The 17,600-nt window shown below is 63.8% G+C and carries 21 protein-coding genes and 1 riboswitch; of the genes, 7 read left to right on the top strand and 14 right to left on the bottom strand.

The window, feature by feature from the left end:
- Genes CK228_RS07545 through CK228_RS07525 form a run of 5 tightly spaced genes read right to left on the bottom strand, consistent with a single transcriptional unit; the run spans window position 1 to window position 5,386 of the window.
- Window positions 1–1,404: an FAD-binding oxidoreductase gene (locus CK228_RS07545; RefSeq protein WP_095787409.1), complete on the bottom strand. Its 1,404-nt coding sequence runs from the start codon at window positions 1,402–1,404 to the stop codon at window positions 1–3.
- Window positions 1,404–2,705, bottom strand: coding sequence for a cytosine deaminase (locus tag CK228_RS07540; RefSeq protein WP_095787408.1), 1,302 nt, complete (start codon window positions 2,703–2,705; stop codon window positions 1,404–1,406). Before CK228_RS07540 ends, CK228_RS07545 begins: the two co-directional genes overlap by 1 nt.
- Window positions 2,706–2,709: 4 nt before the next feature.
- The gene (locus CK228_RS07535) at window positions 2,710–3,558 is read right to left on the bottom strand and encodes an ABC transporter permease (protein WP_095772985.1); all 849 of its coding nucleotides are present in this window, start codon (window positions 3,556–3,558) and stop codon (window positions 2,710–2,712) included.
- Window positions 3,545–4,369, bottom strand: coding sequence for an ABC transporter ATP-binding protein (locus tag CK228_RS07530; protein WP_095787407.1), 825 nt, complete (start codon window positions 4,367–4,369; stop codon window positions 3,545–3,547). The genes CK228_RS07535 and CK228_RS07530 overlap by 14 nt, the downstream gene beginning before the upstream one ends.
- Window positions 4,370–4,381: 12 nt before the next feature.
- The gene (locus CK228_RS07525) at window positions 4,382–5,386 is read right to left on the bottom strand and encodes an ABC transporter substrate-binding protein (RefSeq protein ID WP_095773117.1); all 1,005 of its coding nucleotides are present in this window, start codon (window positions 5,384–5,386) and stop codon (window positions 4,382–4,384) included.
- A 265-nt stretch (window positions 5,387–5,651) separates the two neighbouring features.
- On the opposite strand from CK228_RS07525, the gene CK228_RS07520 reads away from it, so the two are divergent.
- Together CK228_RS07520 and CK228_RS07515 are read left to right on the top strand one after the other, a co-directional pair.
- The gene (locus tag CK228_RS07520) at window positions 5,652–6,035 is read left to right on the top strand and encodes a RidA family protein (protein ID WP_095772987.1); all 384 of its coding nucleotides are present in this window, start codon (window positions 5,652–5,654) and stop codon (window positions 6,033–6,035) included.
- Between the two features lie 54 nt (window positions 6,036–6,089).
- The gene (locus tag CK228_RS07515; RefSeq protein WP_095787406.1) at window positions 6,090–6,893 is read left to right on the top strand and encodes a creatininase family protein; all 804 of its coding nucleotides are present in this window, start codon (window positions 6,090–6,092) and stop codon (window positions 6,891–6,893) included.
- Window positions 6,894–6,899: 6 nt separating this feature from the next.
- On the opposite strand, the gene CK228_RS07510 is transcribed toward CK228_RS07515, so the two are convergent.
- A complete protein-coding gene (locus CK228_RS07510; protein ID WP_095787405.1) occupies window positions 6,900–7,409 on the bottom strand; it encodes a tyrosine phosphatase family protein in 510 nt (169 codons plus the stop codon).
- The gene (gene cobD, locus CK228_RS07505; protein WP_095787404.1) at window positions 7,406–8,452 is read right to left on the bottom strand and encodes a threonine-phosphate decarboxylase CobD; all 1,047 of its coding nucleotides are present in this window, start codon (window positions 8,450–8,452) and stop codon (window positions 7,406–7,408) included. The genes CK228_RS07510 and cobD overlap by 4 nt, the downstream gene beginning before the upstream one ends.
- On the opposite strand from cobD, the gene cbiB reads away from it, so the two are divergent.
- The gene (gene cbiB / locus CK228_RS07500; RefSeq protein ID WP_095787403.1) at window positions 8,451–9,422 is read left to right on the top strand and encodes an adenosylcobinamide-phosphate synthase CbiB; all 972 of its coding nucleotides are present in this window, start codon (window positions 8,451–8,453) and stop codon (window positions 9,420–9,422) included. The two genes, cobD and cbiB, sit on opposite strands and share 2 nt — an antisense overlap.
- A gap of 17 nt (window positions 9,423–9,439) precedes the next feature.
- On the opposite strand, the gene CK228_RS07495 is transcribed toward cbiB, so the two are convergent.
- From CK228_RS07495 to CK228_RS07475, 5 genes are read right to left on the bottom strand one after another with little or no spacing between them, the layout of a single operon-like run.
- Window positions 9,440–9,754, bottom strand: a complete 315-nt coding sequence (locus CK228_RS07495) for a hypothetical protein (protein ID WP_095787402.1) — start codon at window positions 9,752–9,754, stop codon at window positions 9,440–9,442.
- A gap of 24 nt (window positions 9,755–9,778) precedes the next feature.
- A complete protein-coding gene (cobO, locus tag CK228_RS07490; protein WP_095787401.1) occupies window positions 9,779–10,393 on the bottom strand; it encodes a cob(I)yrinic acid a,c-diamide adenosyltransferase in 615 nt (204 codons plus the stop codon).
- Between the two features lies 1 nt (window position 10,394).
- Complete coding sequence (gene cobU, locus CK228_RS07485; RefSeq protein ID WP_095787400.1) at window positions 10,395–10,907, bottom strand: bifunctional adenosylcobinamide kinase/adenosylcobinamide-phosphate guanylyltransferase; 513 nt, start codon at window positions 10,905–10,907, stop codon at window positions 10,395–10,397.
- Window positions 10,900–11,718, bottom strand: a complete 819-nt coding sequence (locus tag CK228_RS07480) for a CbtA family protein (protein ID WP_095787399.1) — start codon at window positions 11,716–11,718, stop codon at window positions 10,900–10,902. Before CK228_RS07480 ends, cobU begins: the two co-directional genes overlap by 8 nt.
- A 15-nt stretch (window positions 11,719–11,733) precedes the next feature.
- Complete coding sequence (locus CK228_RS07475; RefSeq protein WP_027051280.1) at window positions 11,734–11,913, bottom strand: CbtB domain-containing protein; 180 nt, start codon at window positions 11,911–11,913, stop codon at window positions 11,734–11,736.
- Between the two features lie 32 nt (window positions 11,914–11,945).
- Window positions 11,946–12,144, bottom strand: a riboswitch (cobalamin riboswitch).
- Between the two features lie 163 nt (window positions 12,145–12,307).
- On the opposite strand from CK228_RS07475, the gene CK228_RS07470 reads away from it, so the two are divergent.
- Both CK228_RS07470 and CK228_RS07465 read left to right on the top strand, forming a co-directional pair.
- A complete protein-coding gene (locus CK228_RS07470) occupies window positions 12,308–13,003 on the top strand; it encodes a substrate-binding domain-containing protein (RefSeq protein ID WP_095787398.1) in 696 nt (231 codons plus the stop codon).
- Between the two features lie 107 nt (window positions 13,004–13,110).
- Complete coding sequence (locus CK228_RS07465) at window positions 13,111–14,286, top strand: aromatic ring-hydroxylating dioxygenase subunit alpha (protein ID WP_095787397.1); 1,176 nt, start codon at window positions 13,111–13,113, stop codon at window positions 14,284–14,286.
- Window positions 14,287–14,289: 3 nt separating this feature from the next.
- Here CK228_RS07465 and CK228_RS07460 read toward each other — a convergent pair whose 3' ends face one another.
- The gene (locus CK228_RS07460; RefSeq protein WP_095787396.1) at window positions 14,290–15,489 is read right to left on the bottom strand and encodes an MFS transporter; all 1,200 of its coding nucleotides are present in this window, start codon (window positions 15,487–15,489) and stop codon (window positions 14,290–14,292) included.
- A 208-nt stretch (window positions 15,490–15,697) separates the two neighbouring features.
- Between CK228_RS07460 and CK228_RS07455 the strand changes: the two genes are divergently transcribed.
- Both CK228_RS07455 and CK228_RS07450 read left to right on the top strand, forming a co-directional pair.
- The gene (locus tag CK228_RS07455; protein WP_095787395.1) at window positions 15,698–16,696 is read left to right on the top strand and encodes a DUF1624 domain-containing protein; all 999 of its coding nucleotides are present in this window, start codon (window positions 15,698–15,700) and stop codon (window positions 16,694–16,696) included.
- The gene (locus tag CK228_RS07450; RefSeq protein ID WP_095787394.1) at window positions 16,693–17,169 is read left to right on the top strand and encodes an isoprenylcysteine carboxylmethyltransferase family protein; all 477 of its coding nucleotides are present in this window, start codon (window positions 16,693–16,695) and stop codon (window positions 17,167–17,169) included. The genes CK228_RS07455 and CK228_RS07450 overlap by 4 nt, the downstream gene beginning before the upstream one ends.
- Before the next feature lie 6 nt (window positions 17,170–17,175).
- Here CK228_RS07450 and CK228_RS07445 read toward each other — a convergent pair whose 3' ends face one another.
- Entirely contained in the window at window positions 17,176–17,562 is a 387-nt protein-coding gene (locus CK228_RS07445; protein WP_006203215.1) for a MerR family DNA-binding transcriptional regulator, read from the bottom strand.
- Window positions 17,563–17,600: the final 38 nt, after the last annotated feature.

The following is a 17,600-nucleotide window of genomic DNA, read 5'->3' as shown; positions in this document are numbered from 1 at the left end:
TCATCCCACCCTCTGCAGCCCCTTGAACAGGAAGGTCCTTCCGGAGCGATAATCATAGTCCGGATTTTCCCAGGCGATCATCTTGCCGGGGTTGAGCAGGCCTTGCGGATCGGTCTCGCGCTTGAAGGCGAGCTGCACGGCATCCGTCTGCTTCATGCCGCCCTCCTCCAGCGTGTAGCGGTGCGGGTTGAAGATCGGGCAGCCATTGTCCTCGTGCAGGCGCACGATCTCGTTCAGCCGCGCCTCGGTGGTGAATTTTACCAGCGGCAGGCCGAAACAGGTGATGTTGCCGTCCAGCCGCACGAATTCGAGATGCGAGTACACTTCGCCCGGAAACATCGCATCCATCTTCTCGACCAGCGCCAGCTGGTTGGGAAACGGATAAAGCGACTGCAGATAGGTGATGTCGGGGTCGACGCGCAGTGCCCTCAGCGTGGTGTGGTTCCAGGCCAGCTCATAGGCCGGCGGCAGGCCCTTTTTCTCCTCCGGCGTCGCGGTCGCGGCGTTGAAGACCACCTCGCCGCCGGCGCGCCGGGTGAAGGCGAGGAATGCATCCAGCCCATGCTGCGCCACCATGACGACGCAGATGCTTTGGCCTTCCCTGAAAAATTTCTGGTGGCGCTTGAAATAGAGCCGCGGCACCGGGGCGGCGATCGGCGTGATCAGCTTGGTCAGGATGCCGTCCTGGCAGGCCAGCGCATTGCCGTAGCGCGCCGCGTCCATGAAGGCATCGAAGCCGACAATGACGTCGACCCACTCATAGGCCGCCGTCAGCGGCATCTCGACTTCCGTGATGATGCCGTTGGTGCCGTAAGCGTGGGTGACCTTGTGCAGGTCCTCGCCGGTGAGTTCGAGCACTTTCGGCTCGGCCTCCATCGTCACCACGCGCAGGCGCAGCACATTGCCGAAATCGCGCAACCCGCCGAAATTGATCGAACCGACGCCGCCCGAGCCGCCGGCGATAAAGCCGCCGATCGAGGCAGTGTTGTAGGTCGAAGGCGAGAGCCGCAGCTCCTGCCCGGAATGCGCGCGCGTGGCCTTGTCGATATCGGCCAGCACCGCGCCCGGCCCGGTTACCACGCGCCCCGGCGCGATCGACTTGATCTCGTTCATCTCGGCAAGATTGAGCACCACGCCGCCCGACAATGGCATCGCCTGGCCGTAATTGCCCGTGCCGCTGCCGCGCGGCGTCACCGGCACGCCATGCCGGTGGCAGGCGGCCAGCACACGGATCAGCTCGGCCTCGGTCCTCGGCGTCACGATCAGGTCACCGGTGACATGGTCGAGCTGCTGTTTCAGCACCGGGCTGTACCAGTAGAAGTCGCGGCTCTTCTGCTGGACGATGGCCGGATTGTCGTCGAGTTTTATCCCGTCGAGATCGCGTTTGAGCGCCGAAACGTCCATCATTCCACCATCAGTTCGTCGAGTTCGGCATAGTCGGGCAATTGCCGCTCGATCGCGCGGCCGCCGCGCACGACGATGCGATCCGATTCGGGCCGTGACAGCAATTCCGTCCAGCTTCGACCTTTGAACAGGATGAAATCGGCATCGCCGCCGGCGGCAAGCGTGCCAAGTCCATCGAGCCGCATCACCTTGGCCGGCGTCGCGGCGACCGCTTGCGGCCAGTCCGCGACCGGATGATCGAAATGCAGGATGCGCGTCGCCATGCGGTAGACCTCCAGCATGTCGAGATCGCCATAGGCATAGAAGGGATCGCGCGTGTTATCGGAAGCGACGGCGACAGGAATGCCCCTTGCCTTCATCTCATGCAGCAGCGTCACGCCTCGCCAGCGCGGCGTGGTCTGGTCCCCGCGCCGATCCTGCAGATAGAGATTGCACATCGGCAGCGACACCACCGCCAGTCCGGCCTTCGCCACCTTGTCCAGCGTGTCCAGCACCTCGAGGTCGGGTTGCCGCGCCAGCGAGCAGCAATGGCCGACAAGGATCTTGCCCTCGAAACCGTTCCAAAGTGCGGCCTCGGCGATCTTCTTCAGCGAGATCGCCGCGATGTCGTCGGTCTCATCGGCATGGAAATCAAGATCGAGCCCATGCTTGATCGCTTGCGCGAAGACATGGTCGAGCAGTTCCTCCAGATCCGGCACCATATAGGTGACGACACCCAGTACCCCCTTGGCCGCGGCGACCCGCTTCGCCAGCCTATCGAACCATTTCTTGTCGCGCACGCCCTCTATGCCGAGCAGGCAGGCGCCCTGCAATTCGATGCGGCCGCGCCATGTCTCGCGCATCGTCTCGAACACCGGCCAGGAGATTTCCTCCTGAGGCGTGACGCTGTCGAGATGGGTGCGCAGCGCTTTGGTGCCATGTGCGTAGGCCGAGCGCAGCGAGAAATCCATGCGCTTCGCAAGGTCCTCGGCGCTCCAGCGCGCGACGCGGTCGGCGCCGGCGGCGTTGAGCGCGCCCATGAAGGTGCCGTCGGGATTGGGCTTTCGCGGCCAGATATGGCCCTTGTCGATATGCGTATGGCAGTCGACGAAGCACGGCAAGACGATGCGACCGGCAAGGTCGATAGCCTCCGTCGGCGCCTTCGCTTTGCCATGCACCGCAATGCTGGAGATCTTGCCGTCTACAATAGCAACGTCGGCCGGCGTGAAACCGTCATTGTCGTAAGTTGCGGCAAGGCCCGACGTCAGCGATCGATGAAGGCGGGCGTTGGCGAGCTGGTATGAAGCTGAGTTCGGAATCAAGGTCCTACCGCTCCTGCTTCAGCGCGCTTTCATGCCAGCGCCGCAAAATGAGATGCGAAATCAGCGACAGCACGAGGAAGATCAGGATGCCGGTCAGCGAGATCAGGAACAGCGCCGCGAACAGCCTTGGCGCGTTGAGCCGGTAGCCGGCCTCGATGATGCGCGAGGCGAGCCCCGACGACTGGCCGGTGGCGCCGGCAACGAACTCGGCCACCACGGCGCCGATCAGCGACAGGCCGCCGGCGATCTTCAGCCCACCGAGAAAATACGGCATCGCCGCCGGCAGCCTGAGATAGCGCAACTGCTGCCAGCGCGTCGCGCCATTGAGCTTGAACAGGTCGCGCAGATTGCGGTCGACCGAATTCAGGCCGAGCGTGGTGTTGGACAGGATCGGGAAGAAGGCGACGATCCAGGCGCACAGCAGAAGCTTGGTCGTCTGGTTGTTCACATAGATGTTGATCAGCGGAAAGATCGCCACGATCGGCGTCACCTGCAGCACGATGGCGAACGGGAAGAACGACATCTCCACCCATTTCGATTGCGCGAACAGCACCGACAGGCCGACGCCGCCGATGACGGCCAAGGCCAGGCTGAGGAAGGTGATGCGCAAGGTGACCAGCAGCGAGGAGAACAGCAGGCCGGCATCGTTGTGGAGCGTCTGCAGCACCACGCCGGGGCGCGGCAGGATATATTGCGGGATCTCGTTCCACACGCAGGTGCGGTCCCACAGCCAGATCGCCAGGATCATGATCGCCAGCGGCAGCACCCAACGGCCGACCCGCTCGAGCCGCTCCTGGCGCACGCGGCGCGCTTCCTCGGGGTCGAGTTTCAACGTGCCGTCAATGACCGTCATGATGCGGGCCCGCTGTTGAATTGATGGCATTGACCAGCACGTCGGAAGCCTGACGGCAAAGGGCTGCATAGTCCGGCGAGGTGCGAAATGCCTCGTCGCGTGGATAGGCCGCCTCGATGGCAAGTTCGTCGAACACCCTGCCCGGCCGCGCCGCCATGACGACGACCCGGTTGGATAAAAACACACTTTCGAAGACGCTGTGGGTGACGAAGACGACGGTGAAGCGTTCGTCCTGCCAAAGCTCCAGCAGATCGTCGTTGAGCTTGAAACGGGTGATCTCGTCCAGTGCTGCGAACGGTTCGTCCATCAGCAGCACACGCGGCTTGGTCACCATGGCGCGCGCGATCGAGACGCGCATCTTCATGCCGCCGGACAGTTCGCGCGGCACGGCGTCCTCGAAACCGGTCAGGTGCACCCGCGCCAGCATTTGCGTGATCGCCGGGGCGGCCTTGGCGCGGGAAATGCCTTTCAGCCTGAGCGGCAGCCAGACATTGTCGAAGACGCTGGCCCAGGGCAGCAGCGTCGGCTCCTGGAAGACGAAGCCGATATTGGCGCGGTCGAGCGAACCGCCGCCGCGCCAGTCAAGCACACCGGAGGTCGGCGTCGACAGGCCGGCGATCAGCCGCAGCGCCGTCGACTTGCCGCAACCGGACGGCCCGAGCAGGCTGAGGAAATCGCCTTCCCGGATCGTCAGGTCGACGTCGCTCAGCGCCGTCACGCCGTTGGAAAACACCTTGCCGACGCCGCGCAGCGCCAGCAAGGTCGGAGCGACGTCCGATGCCGGCGCTCGCGCCACCTTTTCCCCTATCATGCTCAGGCTGGCCTATTTCTTCAGGTCGAGCCCGACGCCCTTGTTGACGAAGGCCAGCGTATAGGCCTTCGAAATGTCGATGCCTTCAGGCGTAACCTTGGCCTTGACCATCTTGTCATAGAAACTCTTGATGCGCGCGTCGGTCATGGCGCCGATGCCGAGCTTCTCGGTATCGCCGGAATCGGCAAGGCCGAACTTCTTCATCTGCTCGATCGAGAAAGCGATCTGCTCGTCGCTCATGTCGGGATTGTCTTTCTTGATCATGTCGTTGGCGGCCTTGTTGTCGCCGTAGAGGTACTTGTACCAGCCCTTGGCCGAGCCATCGACGAAGCACTGGACCACCTCCGGCTTCTTGTCGATCGTGTCCTGCATCACCTCGATCGTCGTCGAGTAGGTGTCCCAGCCATAGTCGGCGAGCAGGAACTGGTTCGGCACGAAGCCGCCTTCCTTCTTCACCGCGAACGGCTCCGAGGTGACGTAGCCCTGCTGGATCGACTTCTTGTTGGCGAGGAAGGGAGCGGTGTTGTAGGTGTAGGGCGCGCGCTTGGCGGCGTCGAAGCCGAGTGCGGTGACCATCCACTGGAAGAACGTCTGCACGCCTTCGTCACCCAGTATGTATTGGTCGGCGTTCTTCAGATCTTCCCACTTGTCCAGCCCCTCGCCGGGGTGGGACATGATCACCTGTGGATCCTTCTGGAAGTCCGCCGCCACCACGCGCATCGGAATACCTTGCTGGACGGCATCGAAGGCCGACAGCAGATTGCCGCCCATGTAGAAATCGATCTTTCCGGCCAAAAGCATCGGCCGGCCGCTGACCTGCGGACCGCCCTGCATGATGGTGACGTCGAGGCCGCAGGCGGCATAGGTGCCGTCGGCCACGGCCTGATAGTAACCACCATGTTCCGGCTCGGCCAGCCAGTTGGTGCCGAAGGTGACTTTTTCATTCGCCGCGGCACCCAGCGTGCTGGCGGCAAGCAAGGCCACCACCGCCACCGAGATCTTCTGTTTTGCGTACATCGACAACCACCCTTTGTTTGCTCCGGCGCCACGCGCCAGGCTCGACACCAAAGATTCAAGAAGCAAGACACATGCCACCGGCGTCACGCGCCGGAACCCGCCCGCCTGCACCACAGCCATCTGCGAAAGCCGGAAAGGTCGTGCTGCACCGAAGGCATCGTGCCTATTTTTTGAACGCCTGTCCACAATCGCACCAGCAAGATGCACCGCCATCTTGAAGCTGGGATGCGTCCCGCCTTAGGCTGACGGCATCCAGGAGATTGCCATGTTCAGATTCCTCACCCCGAAGTCGATCAAGCCGCCCTTTGCCCGCTATAGCCACGGCGTCGAAGTGCCGGCGGGCAAGCGGCTGGTGCTGTGCTCGGGCCAGGTGGCGATCACGGCGGACGACCAGATTCCCGAGGACGCCGGCGCCCAGGCCGAACTCTGCTTCCGCAACATCGAGGCAATCCTCGGCGAGGCTGGGCTGGGGCTCGGGGACATCGTGCGCATCAACGCCTATGTCACCGACCGCGCCTATTTGCGCCCCTATATGGATGTCCGCGACAGGCTGTTTTCGAGCCCTGCGCCGGCCTCGACGCTGATGATCGTTTCCGGCTTTGCCCGCCCCGAATTCAAGGTCGAGGTCGAGGTCATCGCGGCTGGGTGATCGACAGCAGGCCTGTGCCGCGCTAGGTCTCACCGTTCATCGAAGAGGCATGACATGACCGCTGCAAAAAGACGCGTCTGGTGGGGCGACTACCGGACAACCGAATACGCCTCGATCGATCCGGAGGCGACGATCGCCGTTCTGCCGGTGGCGGCGATTGAGCAGCATGGACCGCATCTGCCTGTCTCGACCGACACTTCGATCATGAACGGCATGCTCGACACGGTGATCGCCCGCCTGCCCGACGATCTCGACATCCGCATCCTGCCGGTCCAGGCGGTGGGCAAGTCGAACGAGCACCTGCATGCGCCGGGCACGCTCACTTTGCCGGCAACGACGCTGGTCGAGGCATGGACCGAGCTTGGCGTGTCAATCGCGCGCGCCGGGCTGCGCAAACTCATCGTCGTCAATTCGCATGGCGGCAATGAAGAGATCATGGGCATCATCACGCGTGAATTGCGGGTGCGCGAAAAGATGCTGGCGGTGAAGACGAGCTGGCAGCGTTTTGGCCGCCCGGCCGGCATGTACACCGAACTCGAGGACCGCCACGGCATCCATGGCGGCGATGTCGAGACCTCTTTGATGCTGCATTTCCGGCCCGACCTCGTCGACATGGACAAGGCCGATAATTTCGTTTCCAACGTCGCCGGGGCGGAGACGGAATTTTCGCTGCTGCGCCACACCGGCACACACGCCTTCGCCTGGATCGCTGGCGATCTCAACCCGAATGGCGTGGTTGGCGACGCCAGCATCGCGACATCGGAAAAAGGCAGGCTGACGGCAGAGCATCAGGCCGACGGCTTCATCAGCCTGCTCAGGGATGTGCGCAAGGCGAAGCTCGCCGACTGGCTGAGATAGCCGCTTTTAGCCGTCGATCTTCAGCGCGAACGGCGTGCCTTCGAAGGCGTCGGCGCCGCGGCCGATCGACTGGATCGCCTCGATCATCCGGCCGTTGCGATCGAGCAGCGCGTCGGCCACGGCAATGAGCCGTGGATTGGGTGTCGCCGAGGGCGACAGCGCCCGCAGCGTCCATGCCAGTTCGGCCTCGTCGCGTGTCGGCGCCAGAGCGGCGGCGATGATGTAGGCCGAAGCGGTCGAGCGGCTGATGCCGGCATAGCAATGCACGACCATGGGCTTCGCCTGGTCCCAGCGGCGCGCGAAATCGAGCACGTCGCGCACATGCTCCTCGCCAGGCATCGTCATGCCGTCCTGCGCCACCGCTATGTCGTGCATGACCAGATGCAGATGGTTTTCCCGGGCGATCGAGGCCGGTCGCACCACCTCGGTTCCGGCGGCGAGCAGCGACAGCATGCGGTCGGCGCCGCTCCTTGCCACCGTTTCCTCGACCTTTGCCAGCGAGCAGACATGGATCATTGCTTCGAGCCCTTCGATTGATCCTCGCGCCGCGCCGCCCATTCGGCAAGGGCGGATTCGAGCCGCTCCCATTCCACCTCGCTCCCCGGCAGGCCGGCCCGCAACACAAACGGCCGGTCGTTGAAGTGGCGAAGCAGAATGCCCCTCTCGCCAAGCGCCGAAAACAGGCCGGCGCCATCCGGAAGACTGATATAGCGAAACAGCGTGGTGCCGCCCACGACCGGCACGCCGAAACGGCCGAACAATGCGTCCAGCCGCGCGGCTGCCTCGGCGAGCGATGCCCGCATCGCGTTGTGCCAGCCAATATCGGCAAGCGCGCGAAGGCCATAGTCCAGCGCTGGACCGGCCACTGCCCACGGCCCGAATTGCCTTTGCAGCAATTCCACCGTTGGGCGATCGGAAAGCGCGAAGCCAAGCCGCAGCCCGGCCAGGCCAAAGAACTTGCCGAAGGAACGCAGCACGACGATGCCGCCCTGATCGACGTCGCCGGCGAGGCTGTGCTGGCGCGGGCCGACATCCATGAACGCCTCGTCGACGACCAGCAACCCGCCTCTGGCGCGCAGCCCGGCGGCCAATGCCAGCAACCGGTCGCGCTCGACGACGCGCCCATCCGGGTTGTTCGGATTGACGATGATGGCAAGGTCGGCCTGCGCCAGCGCGGCAAAATCGCTGACTTCGCTCACCTGGTGCCCGGCGATCGCCGCGGCTCGCGCATGTTCGGCATAGGTAGGCCCCAGCACCAATGCCTTGCCGGGTCTCACCAGCGATGCCACGCGCGGCAGCAGGATCTGTGTGCCGGGCGCCGCGACGACGTTGGCCGGCGACGGCGCGCTATAGGTACTGGCCGCGATCTCCGTCAACTCCCCCGCCCGCCCCGCTTCCGGCAATCGCGACAGCGAGGTGGCGGGCAGGTTGAAAAGCGGGTAGGAGTGCGGATTGATACCGGTCGAAAGGTCGACGAACGGCAGAGGAGCGCTGGGGAAAAGCGCCCTCGCCCGGCCAAGACTCCCACCATGGTCCACCGCTCCATCAAGAAGCTTCATGTCAGTCCTGATCGCTTTCCTGTCACTGGCCGTCGAATTTGTCCTGGGTTACCCGGACTGGCTCTTCCGCGCCATCGGCCATCCGGTGACGTGGTTCGGCAGGCTGATATCCTTTCTCGACTTGAGGCTCAACCGCGCCACTGATCCCGACGCGTTGCGTCGCCAACGTGGCGTCCAGGCGCTGCTGGTCATCGTGCTGGTGCCGGCGGTGATCGGCCTTTGCGTGCAGCTTGTCCTGCTCTGGTTCGTTCCGCTGGGGTTTTTCATTGCCGCCCTTCTGGCGACATCGCTGCTGTCACAGAAGAGCCTCCACGAACACGTCGAGGCCGTGGCTGACTCGCTCGAATCGGGCGGCCTCGCCATGGGCCGGGTCGCCGTCTCGCGCATAGTCGGCCGCGATCCCGAAGCGCTCGACCGCGCCGCCGTCTGCCGCGCGGCGATCGAGAGCCTGGCCGAGAATTTTTCCGACGGCATCGTCGCCCCCGCCTTCTGGACCGGTGTCGGCGGACTGGCCGGCGGCGCTGCCTACAAGGCTGCCAACACCGCCGATTCGATGATTGGCCACCGCACCCCACGCCACGAGGCTTTCGGCTGGGCGGCGGCGCGCTTCGACGACTGGATCAACCTGCCTGCCTCAAGGCTGACGGCGCTGCTGATCGTGCTGGCGGCTTTCCTGGTCAAAAACGCCGATCCCCGCAGTGCCTGGCAGGCGGTGTGGCGCGATGCCAAAAAGCACCGCTCGCCCAATGCCGGCTGGCCGGAAGCGGCCATGGCCGGCGCGCTTGGCCTGGCGCTTGCCGGGCCGCGCAGCTATGGCGGCATCGTGGTCGACGACGTCTTCATGGGCGAAGGCGGCCGCCGCGACGTCGACAGCGGCGACATCAGGCGGGCGCTGAAACTCTACCGCGTCGCCGATTATCTGCTGATCGCGCTGTTTGGGGTGGTTTCGGTCGTCGTCATTCTGGCCTGAGTAGATCGAAACCCAACCTACCAAGTGACGCGGACTTCCTTTGCGCTTGGATCAGCTGCCTCGCCGAACCTCTTGATCGCATACCCGCCGGCAGCCACGGGAGACGATTTCAATATAGGTTCGATCACGACAAAAAGTCGTTCAGCATCTGGCCCGTACATGTAGAGGACGCACTCACCCTCACCAAACAAATCGCCGTCAAACTCTCCGACCGAACCACCCCCAATGGCTTGCTCTAGCCGTTCCTCCAACGCGCGAACGGATTCGTGCTCTCGCGGCGTTCCAAACTGACCGTCATTGAGACGAAGATAGACGATTACAGCTTGTTCCAAACAACGCTCCTGCTTGCCAAGCGACTAGAACTCGATCCCCTGCTGCGCTTTCACGCCTGCCGAAAAATGGTGCTTGGTCACGCCCATTTCGGTGACCAGGTCCGCCGCCTCGACCAGCGCCGGCTTGGCGTTGCGGCCGGTGACGACGACATGCAGTCCCTCGCGGCGTGCCTTAAGCTCGGCAACCACCTTGTCGAGATCGAGATAATCATAGCGCAGCGCGATGTTGAGTTCGTCAAGCACGACAAGGCTGATCGAGGGATCGGCGATCAACTCCAGCGCCTTGGTCCAGGCAGCCTCGGCGGCAGCGATATCGCGCTTCAGATCCTGCGTCTCCCAGGTAAACCCCTCGCCCATTGCGTGCCAGACGACGCGGTCGCCGAAAGCGGCAAACGCATCCTTCTCGCCGGTGTGCCATTTGCCCTTGATGAACTGCACGACGCCGACGCGCTTGCCGTAGCCAAGCATCCGCAGCGCCAGGCCGAAGGCAGCCGTGGTCTTGCCCTTGCCCGGACCGGTGTTGACGATCAGCAGGCCCTTTTCGACCGTCTTGCTCGCCACCTCGGCATCCTGCACCGCCTTGCGCTTGGCCATCTTGGCGCGATGGCGCTCTTCGTCCTTATTGTCGATGTCGGTCATGTCACTTCACCTTCAGCGGTAGCCCCGCCACCATCAGCAGCACCGTATCGGCGATCACCGCGATCTGCTGGTTGAGCCGGCCGGCCGCGTCTCTGAAGCGGCGTGCCAGCGCATTGTCCGGCACGATGCCTTGCCCGACTTCGTTGGAGACCACGAACCACGATCCGCGCGGCCGCGACAGCACGTCGGCGAGCCGCCGGCATTCTGCGTCCAGATCATGGTCGGCCAGCATATGATTGGTCAGCCACAGCGTCAGACAATCGACAAGCACCGGCTGGTTGTCGGGTAGCGCTTCGAGCGCGCCAGCGAGATCGAGCGGCGCATCGATGGTCGCCCACCCCTCACCGCGCCGCGACCGATGCAACGCGATGCGCTCGCGCATTTCGTCGTCATAGGCTTCAGCGGTGGCGATATAGGCCCATGGCGGCGGCAGCGCCGTCGCCAGGGTTTCGGCATGCGCGCTCTTGCCGGAGCGCGCACCGCCGATGATGAAGGTCAAACTGCGATCAGGCAAAGCTGTCGCGCAGGCTGGTCGCCGTGCCGGTGAAGCGTCCGCGTACCACGCCGACAACCGCGCCGAGCACCAGCCAGAACACCAGATTGGTCAGCGTTACCGCCACCACGAACTGGTGATGCAGGCCTTCGGGGATCGACGTTACGAAGCTGTCCGGCTGCGGCGCACCGACGATATGCGGCGCCACGATCAGGACCACCGCAAGGATCGCCAGCGGCAACGATTTGCGGAAGGCGAGAAGACCCAGGCCAGCCGCTGTCGCCGCCACCGTCGCCCACCACCAGATCTGGCGTTGGGTGAGGTCGGCCACCGGCATGGCCGGTAGTTCCGGCGGCAGACCGAGACCTGGCGCCAGCGTGAAGATGGCAAAGCCGGCAAGACCCCAGAACACGCCCTGGCGCCAATTGCCGATGCCGCCGGCGAATTCCGAAACCGCGACCAGGATCAGCGCGAAGCCGATGCCGGTGACGACATTGGACACCACGTTGAAGGCAAAGCGCTCGAAGCCGTCGGCCGGTGCCCAGCCTTCTTCTTCGGCCGGAGCGGCGGCTGCGGCCGGAGCCGGGGTGGCGGCGCTCATGGCGTTCGATGCCGCCGGTGCGGCGGAGCTCGTGGCGTTGCCGCCGGCGGCCTCAGTTGGCGCCGCAGGTGCGGCGGCATGGTCATGGCTATGGCCGCCTTCGGCCTGCTCGTAGACTTCCGCCTTGAGGATCAGCGGCACGGTTGCATAGGCCTGCATGCAGGCGAGGACGACACCGGCCACGAGCCCTGCGATCGCCGCGATGAACACGACGTTGCGAAACAGATTCATGATGTCAGATCCTCGTCAGTGGCAGGGAAACGCCATCGAATGCCGGTTGTCATGACCTGCATTGTGGACCGCATCGATATGCGAGAAGCCGACAAAGCCGATGATGAACGTGCCGAGCAGCGCGGCAAGCGCCAGCTGCATGAAGCGCGACTGCGAGGAGACGGAGGCGCCGAGGGAGACGGAAGCGGTATTCATATCTTGTCCTTTCACCCTCCACCCGAGGGCCTGTCAGTTTTGCCGTCGTCGGCAGGTCTCCTGGCTCACGGATCAGCGCCCTTCCCCACCTTCCCGAAGACGAATCTTCAGTGGCATATGGAGAGGACTACCGCACACAGTTGCGGGGGCAGCCACGGCATTGGGCAAGAATTTCGCCCGCACCGCATTCCCTCTTGGCTCCAAAACGGAACCGACGACTGCATGACTATAGGGAAAATCGCGACACGCGGCAAACCAAATTCCGCCGGCAAACAGCGCGATTGCGCCATGCCGTCCAGGCACGCCAATTGACATTTCTCCTGGTCGGGTGTCGGCTGGCGCATCAGAGGAAGCCGACCATACAAGGTCGTTTCGGCCGATTTCAGGTTAGGCCATGAATGATATCCGGCTTTTTGGCGCTATTGCGGTCCGACCCGCCGTGCTTGATCTCATATCTCAGTTCGAAACGGCCACAGGATTCACAGTTGCGGTCAAGTGGGAACTCAATCCGGCAGTCAGGAAACAGATCGAGGCTGGGGAACCTTTTGACCTCGTCATCATCAATCCGAACCTGCTTCAGGATCTGACCGCCTTGGGAAAGGTCAGGGCGGGAAGCCAGGTAGCGTTTGGCCGGATCGCAATGGGGGTGGCGGCCAAGGCAGGTAGTCCGCCGCTCGACATTGGCTCCGTGGAAGCATTCGAACAGGCATTGAAGAGCGCCAGATCCATCGCCTACGCCAGTGAAGGAACCAGCGGAGGCTACTTCTCCGGTTTGCTCGAACGCTTGGGAATAGCCGATGAGGTGAAGCCTAAGCTGGTGGCCATACCAGGAGGGCAGACAGCGCCGGCCGTGGGCCGTGGGGAAGCCGAGTTGGGGGTCGTTCCCGTGACTTCGATTCTCGCCGCCGCGCCCGAGGTCATGCTGATCGGTCGGTTTCCGGCGCAACTCCAGAGTTACATCGACTTCGCTATTGGCATCAGCGTGGATCCAACGGACGCGGAAGCCGCCAGGAAGCTGTCGGAATTTCTGACGTCGACGGCCGTTGACGGTATCCTGGCGGCAAAGGGCATCGAGCGCCGCGTGAGGTGAGACGTCAATCCTGAAGTCTGTCCCATCGCGCCACAATGGCGGCGGTGTGCGGCAATTGACAAAGATGCCGGCCGGGTGTCGGCTGGCCGCTTCACAGGAAGCCAGCCATGCAGCCCACTGCCAGCGAGCGCGCCCCTTACAATGGCCTGACCCGGGCCGAATCGACCCTGCCCTCGTCGGCCTATTGGGACGGTGAGAGCTACCAGCTCGACCTCGACGCCATCTGGTACAGAAACTGGCTGCTCGTCTGCCGCGAGGCCGATCTGGCAAAGCCGCTGGCCTTCCGCCGATTCCGCATCGGCACGCAGGACATCATCGTGCTGCGCGACGACACCGGCGCTTTGCGTGCCTTCCACAACACCTGCCGCCATCGTGGCTCGCAGCTTTGCCAGGAGAGCGAGGGCCGGCTGAAGGCGCGGCTGATCACCTGCCCCTACCATGCCTGGTCCTATTCGCTGCGCGGCGACCTCGTGCGCGTGCCATCTAAATCGCTGCCTGATGGATTCGACAAGGCCGACCATCCGCTCTACCGCGTCGCGCTCTCGGTGTGGCGCGGCTTCGTCTTCATCAATCTGCAGGAGGATGCGGCGGGCTCCGCGCAGGCCTCCTTCGACCCGGCCTCCGGCGATCTCGGCAACTGGCCGCTGGAAACGCTGGTATCGGGCCATGTGCTGCGCAAGGTGATGCACTGCAACTGGAAGATCTTTTGGGAGAACTTCAACGAGTGCCTGCACTGCCCGGGCATCCACAAGGACCTGTCGCGCCTGGTGCCAATCTATGGCCGCGGCCTGATGAGCCGGCACGACGATCCCGAATGGACGCGCCACGCCGACAATGACGCGCCGGAGTTTTCCGGAGGCCTGCGTGCCGGCGCCGAGACCTGGTCGCGCGACGGCAAGACGCACGGGCCGGTCTTCTCCGGGTTGACGCCGGCCGAACGCGTCGCCGGCCAGACCTACGCCACCAGCCTGCCCTCAATGTTCATCGTCGGCCATGTCGACTATGTCAGGACGGTACGCCTGGTGCCGCTCGGTCCCGAACAGACGCAGCTTATCGCCGAATGGCTGTTCGCGCCCGAGGCGCTGGCCGCGACCGACATCGACAACATCGTCGCCTTCGGCACACAGGTGCTGGAAGAGGACGCCGCCATCTGCGAGGTCAACCAGAGGGGCCTGCGCTCGATGCGCCACCATGCCGGCGTGCTCATGCCCGAGGAGTATGACCTGCACCGTTTCCACAACTGGGTGCGCGAGCGTCATGCGGCGCTTGCACCAAAGCCGTGATCCTCACAGTGACTTCGGCAGGTATCGCCACGTGACAAAACCGCAAACCGCCGCGAGCAGACCAAGCGTGACGAACACCGAGCCCAGCCCGAAGAAGGCGAGCACCACCGAATAGACCAGCGGCGGCGTCAGTTCGGAAAAATCGAGATAGGTGCGGTAGACCGCCGCCATCTGCGCCCGTTCATAGGAGCGCACCGAACGCATGAAGGCGGTCGAGCCCAGCGCGTCGAGCGCTATGGTGAAGAAGGCGCCGCACAGCAGGAACGCGCCGGTGAGCAGCGGGACGCTCTCTCCGACCGTGCCTGCCGCCAAAAGCATCGCCGACATGGCGAAATAAGCGAATGTCATGGTGCGCCGGCCGCCAAAGCGTTTTCCGGCCTTGCCCCAGAAGATCGCCATGAAGAGCAATGCGTTGCCCGCCGAAACCAGCAGGCCGCCGGCCAGCTTGCCCTCGCCGGTGATCACCATGAACAGCGGCCCATAGACGAAGAACGTCGTCCAGAAGCAGGAGCGGCCGAAGGCGATCAGCCAGGCAAGCCTCAATCTGGGCTGCGCGACGAAGCGGCCGATATTGGCGAGCGGATTGGCCGGCCGTGTCTTGCCGGGCCGGATCGACGGATTGTCGCCCAGCCGATAGGTCCAGAACAGCGCCAAGAGCGCTAGCGCGAACACCGCCACCGCACCATGCGCGGCATAGATACCGAAGCGCGTGTAGAGGAAGATGCCGAGTGTCGGCCCACCGGTCCAGGCAAACATCGACCACGCCATGCGCAGCGATTCGGCCTGCATGAAGTCGGTCTTGCGGATGTGGTCCATGATGTAGAGGTTGAGCGTGATCGAAAGCGCGCTGGCCCCCATGACACGGCACAGCATCCCGGCCAATTGCCCGGCCAGCGTGTGGGTGACGAAGAACAGCGAGCCGATGGCGAGCAGGCAGGCGCCTGCGGTGTAGACCCAGCGCCGGGCAAAGCGGCGGATCAGCATCGGCATGAACAAGGTTACCGACAGGCCGAGCAGCGCCACGATGGTGTAGAGGATCGAGACGATCTGCTCATTATGCAGGATTTCGTAGGCCTGGATCGGGATGACGCTCGACACCGTGGCGCGGGCAAAGGATTCGACCGCATAAAGCGAGGCGAAGGTGCGCGCATCCGCGGCCCTGAGGGCCGGGAGCCAGATTGGATGGCGCACATGGGTGGACATTGCTTCCCCAAAGCAGAATCACCGGCCAAATCTGCCTTGGCCGTTCCCGGACGATTAAGAGGAAACCGACGCATAGGCCGTGAAAAGCGAAGTCGGTCAACGACTTCCCGGCACTGGCCTAAAGCGCCGCTTGATCCAACGCCCCGGCTTCTTCTGTCCGGTCCAACCGTGATAGTTCTCACGCGGGGCTGAATCAGATCGCGAGACCATGACCATCCATACGCCGACCGCACCCGTTCCGGAGCCATCCAGGCGCATCGTCGCCATCGACATCGTGCGCGGCATCGCGCTGCTGGCCATGGCGAGCTACCATTTCACCTGGGACCTGGAATTCTTCGGCTATACCGATCCAGGCCTCACCGCCTTCGGCTGGTGGAAGATCTACGCGCGCTGCATTGCCTCGACCTTCCTGTTCCTGGTCGGCGTCAGCCTCTACCTCGCGCACGGCCAGCAAATCCGCTGGAACGGTTTCTGGAAACGTTTTGCCATGGTCGCCGGAGCGGCGATCGCCATTTCGGTGGTAACCCGTATCGCGACGCCGGACGGATTCATCTTCTTCGGCATCCTGCACGAGATCGCGCTCGCCAGCCTGCTCGGCCTCGCCTTCCTGCGGCTGCCCGCCCTGCTGACCCTTGTCGTTGCCGCGCTGGTCATCGCCGCGCCCGTCTATCTGCGCTTCGAAGCGCTGGACCATCCCTGGCTGTGGTGGATCGGCCTGTCGGCGATCAACCCACGCTCCAACGACTATGTGCCGCTGTTTCCGTGGTTCGGCGCGGTGCTTGTCGGCATCGGGGTGACGAAACTCGTCTCAGCCTCCGGCGTGCGAGCCCGCCTGGCGAACCTCATGCCGGGCCGCTGGGCCAATCCGCTGGTGTTCATCGGCCGCCACAGCCTCGCTTTCTACCTGATCCACCAGCCGCTGCTGATCGGCTGCGTCTGGCTGTTCTCGCAAGTCATGCCGGCTCAGGTCGAAACCGTGCAGGTCAATTTCCTGAAAACCTGCCAGCGTTCATGTGAGCAGACGCGCAACGCGACCTTCTGTTCGAGCTATTGCAGTTGCATGCTGACGACGCTCGAGGGCGAGGCCGCGCTTGATCGGCTCGAGAACAACGACCAGACTGCGGAATTCCGAGCGCATCTGGGCGATCTGGCCGCCAGCTGCACGGGCCAGACCGAGGACAAGATGAACGAGGGAGGAACGCAATGACCGGAACCCAGCCGAAGCCCGGCGTGATACCGTGGCCGCCGGTGATCTACGTCGCGGCAATCGCCATCAGCGTCATTCTCGGCCTGCTCTATCCGCTGCCCTGGATCGGCGATCTGCTGGGCGACCTGCTGTTCGCGGCCGGCTGGGTGGCACTATTCGCCGTCGCGGCGCTCTGGTTCACCGCCATTCGCACCATGGTCCGGGCCAGGACGACGCTCAACCCCAATGCAGTGCCGGACCACCTCGTCACCACAGGGCCATTCGGCGTCACCCGCAACCCGATGTATCTCGCCAACACGCTGCTACTAATCGGCGTCGCCTTTGTCACGGGGATCGTATGGTTCCTGCCGCTGGCGTTCATCGCGGCCTTCGCCACGCAGAAGGTCGCCATCGAGCGTGAGGAAAAGATGCTGGCGGCGAAGTTTGGGAAGAGATATCGCGATTACGCCAAAAGGGTGCGGCGCTGGATCTGAGCGGCGTTACGTATTGACGCCGAGCTCAACCAGCCGCTCGACGCAGGACTCCTCCGCCTGGTCGAGTTCGGCCAGCGTTTCCTCGAGGTCGCGGCGTTTTTGCCTGAGATCCTCGCGCTTTTCCTCGATGCGCTTGATCATCAGCTTCAGCTGCCCGACCTCGCCCGGCGGCTCCTTGTACATCTGGATGATTTCGCGGATCTCGTTGATCGAGAAACCGAGCCGCTTTCCGCGCATGATCTGCCGGATGAGATGGCGGTCGGACGGGCGAAACAGCCGCGTACGGCCACGCCGCACCGGCTGCACCAGCCCCTCGTCCTCATAGAAACGCAGCGTCCGCGTCGACACGTCGAATTCGCGGGTCAGTTCGGTGATCGAGTAATATTCCCGCATTGTCGCTCCATGCCCGAACCCCGGGGCAACGCCAGGCG

Source organism: Mesorhizobium sp. WSM4312, assembly GCF_002294875.1.
GTDB lineage: Bacteria > Pseudomonadota > Alphaproteobacteria > Rhizobiales > Rhizobiaceae > Mesorhizobium.
Note: the sequence above shows the minus strand (reverse complement) of the source record. Positions and strands in the feature narration are given on the sequence as shown.

Bases quoted from the DNA above. Each gene is read 5' to 3' on its own strand.
- CK228_RS07475 (WP_027051280.1), bottom strand. From the start codon at position 11,913: ATGAATACCGCTTCCGTCTCCCTCGGCGCCTCCGTCTCCTCGCAGTCG.
- CK228_RS07470 (WP_095787398.1), top strand. From the start codon at position 12,308: ATGAATGATATCCGGCTTTTTGGCGCTATTGCGGTCCGACCCGCCGTG.
- cbiB (WP_095787403.1), top strand. From the start codon at position 8,451: ATGTCAGTCCTGATCGCTTTCCTGTCACTGGCCGTCGAATTTGTCCTG.
- cobO (WP_095787401.1), bottom strand. From the start codon at position 10,393: ATGACCGACATCGACAATAAGGACGAAGAGCGCCATCGCGCCAAGATG.
- CK228_RS07455 (WP_095787395.1), top strand. From the start codon at position 15,698: ATGACCATCCATACGCCGACCGCACCCGTTCCGGAGCCATCCAGGCGC.
- CK228_RS07525 (WP_095773117.1), bottom strand. From the start codon at position 5,386: ATGTACGCAAAACAGAAGATCTCGGTGGCGGTGGTGGCCTTGCTTGCC.
- CK228_RS07460 (WP_095787396.1), bottom strand. From the start codon at position 15,489: ATGTCCACCCATGTGCGCCATCCAATCTGGCTCCCGGCCCTCAGGGCC.
- cobD (WP_095787404.1), bottom strand. From the start codon at position 8,452: ATGAAGCTTCTTGATGGAGCGGTGGACCATGGTGGGAGTCTTGGCCGG.
- CK228_RS07545 (WP_095787409.1), bottom strand. From the start codon at position 1,404: ATGGACGTTTCGGCGCTCAAACGCGATCTCGACGGGATAAAACTCGAC.
- CK228_RS07465 (WP_095787397.1), top strand. From the start codon at position 13,111: ATGCAGCCCACTGCCAGCGAGCGCGCCCCTTACAATGGCCTGACCCGG.
- CK228_RS07480 (WP_095787399.1), bottom strand. From the start codon at position 11,718: ATGAATCTGTTTCGCAACGTCGTGTTCATCGCGGCGATCGCAGGGCTC.
- CK228_RS07445 (WP_006203215.1), bottom strand. From the start codon at position 17,562: ATGCGGGAATATTACTCGATCACCGAACTGACCCGCGAATTCGACGTG.
- CK228_RS07520 (WP_095772987.1), top strand. From the start codon at position 5,652: ATGTTCAGATTCCTCACCCCGAAGTCGATCAAGCCGCCCTTTGCCCGC.
- CK228_RS07510 (WP_095787405.1), bottom strand. From the start codon at position 7,409: ATGATCCATGTCTGCTCGCTGGCAAAGGTCGAGGAAACGGTGGCAAGG.
- CK228_RS07530 (WP_095787407.1), bottom strand. From the start codon at position 4,369: ATGATAGGGGAAAAGGTGGCGCGAGCGCCGGCATCGGACGTCGCTCCG.
- CK228_RS07515 (WP_095787406.1), top strand. From the start codon at position 6,090: ATGACCGCTGCAAAAAGACGCGTCTGGTGGGGCGACTACCGGACAACC.
- CK228_RS07535 (WP_095772985.1), bottom strand. From the start codon at position 3,558: ATGACGGTCATTGACGGCACGTTGAAACTCGACCCCGAGGAAGCGCGC.
- CK228_RS07450 (WP_095787394.1), top strand. From the start codon at position 16,693: ATGACCGGAACCCAGCCGAAGCCCGGCGTGATACCGTGGCCGCCGGTG.